The sequence below is a fragment of the Bacillus sp. ok061 genome (assembly GCF_900108285.1).
Lineage (GTDB): Bacteria > Bacillota > Bacilli > Bacillales > Bacillaceae_G > Bacillus_A > Bacillus_A thuringiensis_S.
This window is the reverse complement of the sequence record NZ_FNUW01000076.1, coordinates 1-2,865: the sequence shown is the minus strand read 5'-3', so window position 1 is coordinate 2,865 and position 2,865 is coordinate 1. Positions and strand designations below refer to the sequence as shown.

Here is a 2,865-nt window from a genome sequence, read left to right as displayed (position 1 = left end):
GATAGGTGGGAGGGTAGGACCAATCAAGTTTGGATCTAATGTAGCCGCGGATAATAATTCCTTACAACTAAATTGTTCTAATTTTTTTTTATTTGACATAAATTCACCTCCTATTTATTCCTTTAAAAAGGCTTTACTATTTATAATAAATGCTCAAAGAAAAAAAATGATCCTGGTACATCACCTATTTTTAAATAAATGGAACTAGTTGCAATTTTATATAACAGAACATATAATGTTATCGACATAAATTCACTAAAAAAGAGATGACATAGGATTCCATCTCTTTTTTTTATAAAACGGGATATGTTTCAAATACAAAGCTTTACTAAAAATAAACTCACTCCAAAATAAATTACTGTTCCCACTCACAATAACTATTTTTATCGATAGCTTAGCATATATTAGTAGCAAGCTAATTGCTTCAGGAATGTCATACACCATTCCAGTTTAAAGTAACTACGGGGTTTAATCTGTACCCTTTGTAAAGGACATTTTGTAAAAGTTAGGCAACATCAAGAAGATGATTTCTGTATCCTGATATGATCCCCTTATAGTAGACAGTTGAAAGAAAGTTACTTTACTGTTTATTATGGAGGGGATTTTTTATGGGGAAAATTAGAAGAACTTTTTCAATTGATTTTAAAATGAAAGCTATTGAATTGTACTTACATAGAGGAATTGGAAGCAAGTTAATTGGAAAGGAATTAGGAGTTACATATTCAGTTATAGATAGATGGATTAAAAAATATAAAAATGAGGGTATTCTGGGCCTACAAGAAAAACGTGGAAGATCCAAACAAATGAAATAAGTCAAGATGCTAGAATACAACGATTAGAAGCGGAAAACGCATACTTAAAAAAGCTATTAGCTACGAAAAGGGGGATGAGGTCAAAAAAAGTAAATCAGGAGAATATGAGGTCATTCATACCTTAAAACAGAATTTTTCAATTGTATTGCTTTGTGAAATTGCAGGTGTTTCAAGAAGTGGATATTATAAGTGGGAAAAAAGAATCAACGATTCCACTGAAAAGATGAAAGAGGACCAATTTATCATGTCTAAAATAGGAGAATGCGAACGAGATCCAGATATAAATGGTAGCTATGGTTACCGAAGAATTTGTATATGGCTCAAAAAGTATTATGGTTTACAGGTAAATCACAAAAGAGTATATCGTTTAATGAGGAGAATGGGGCTACAAGCTAAGATTCGAAAGAAAAAGTGGAGGCATTTTGGTTTAAAAGAACAATGCGTCGTGTCGGAAAATCTGTTAAACAGAGAGTTTTCAACTACAAGACCAAATGAAAAATGGGTTACAGATATAACCTATCTTACCTTTAATACTAAGCGCATATATCTTTCAGTGATACTAGACCTTTACAATAACGAAGTTGTGGCCTATCAAATGAGCGAATACAACAATTTAAAATTAGTTACAGATACAGTCAATAAAGCCTTGAGAAAAAGAAAAGTCCATGAAACAGTATTACATAGCGACCGAGGTTATCAGTATACGTCAAAAAAATATAACCAATTACTTAAAAAGAACAAAATAATTGTAAGTACGTCTAGGAAGGGAAATTGTTACGATAATGCATGTATAGAGAGCTTTTTTAGTCATTTTAAGGCAGAATGCTTTTATAGACATACGTTTCATGAAAAGGCAGAAGATAGATAAATCATAAATTTATTGGGAGACCAATGTGTTCCAGCTGTATAGTTACCATGTTCATAATTATGAATAAATCTACCTCTATATTGATAAGTAATATCATATGGAATGATATCATAATAACGTTGTCTAACTATAGGCTGTTTGTAAATGGGATTCTTATAAGAATAGTTTGGATCAACAATAAGATAAATACCTCTAATGGATTTGTAGAACCTCGATTGATAAGGATTCCATGGTCAAATAATTTTGTATGATGCATTAACCACCAAGCTAGTAAGTATTCTTCATTATAAAAAGAAAGTTTTTTTCTTCGCTTATATATGAGTGCTTGTTAGTCTCATATAGGCTAATCCCCATGCCATGGTTTTGATGCATATTCATAAAAATCACGTTACTATTCTCTTATCTTAATGAGAATAGTAACGTGATTTAAACTTTGAGGATAATCCAAAATCTTACGTTGATGGATGTGGGTTGGGCCCCCTAAGAGACTTTAATTATTGTTAAAGCTACAGATGGAATGTTTTGACCTTGAACTGTAGTCCCTAGATCTGTTACAACATTACCAACATTATTAACAGTTAGTAATTGACCTGCTGTTATATTGGCAATTACAGTTCCGGTTTCTGGTTGGGTACCATTACCAGCACCCGATGCATTTGAAAAAATAATTGAACCAGGAATTATAGTACCATTTAACTCAAGAGCCATAACACCACCAGTAGTATTTGATGGAGATAAAAAATATTCTATTTTATAAACACCTGTCTGAAGAACTGTAATACCTCCACCAGCTAATGTAAATCCACCAGTATTTACCCCTGTAGTAGTTAAATTCGCAATCGCTCCAGCTGCTACTGATTGAGCTACTGAATTATAGAAAAAACCAGAGTTTGTTACTAGTGTCCCCATTGCTCCTGTTACTCCTGTCGCTCCCGTTGCCCCTGTTGCCCCTGTTGCTCCTGTTGCTCCCGTTGCTCCCGTTGCTCCCGTTGCTCCCGTTGCTCCTGTTGCTCCTGTTGCTCCTGTCGCTCCTGTCGCTCCCGTTGCCCCTGTTGCTCCCGTTGCTCCCGTTGCTCCCGTTGCTCCTGTTACTCCCGTTGCCCCTGTTGCTCCCGTTGCTCCTGTTGCTCCCGTTGCTCCTGTTACTCCTGTCGCTCCCGTTGCTCCTGTTGCTCCTGTTGCTCC

General features: G+C 35.2%; 1 protein-coding gene and 2 pseudogenes. 2 read left to right on the top strand and 1 reads right to left on the bottom strand.

From position 1 onward, the window contains the following. The first annotated feature begins 608 nt into the window (after positions 1–608). Positions 609–937, top strand: a pseudogene (locus tag C4S65_RS33795) (helix-turn-helix domain-containing protein). Then, the gene (locus tag C4S65_RS33790) at positions 835–1,680 is read left to right on the top strand and encodes an IS3 family transposase (RefSeq protein WP_142391624.1); all 846 of its coding nucleotides are present in this window, start codon (positions 835–837) and stop codon (positions 1,678–1,680) included. The pseudogene C4S65_RS33795 and the gene C4S65_RS33790 overlap by 103 nt, the downstream one beginning before the upstream one ends. Positions 1,681–2,160: 480 nt before the next feature. On the opposite strand, the pseudogene C4S65_RS34880 reads toward C4S65_RS33790, so the two are convergent. After that, positions 2,161–2,865, bottom strand: a pseudogene (locus C4S65_RS34880) (collagen-like repeat preface domain-containing protein); the annotation flags it as partial.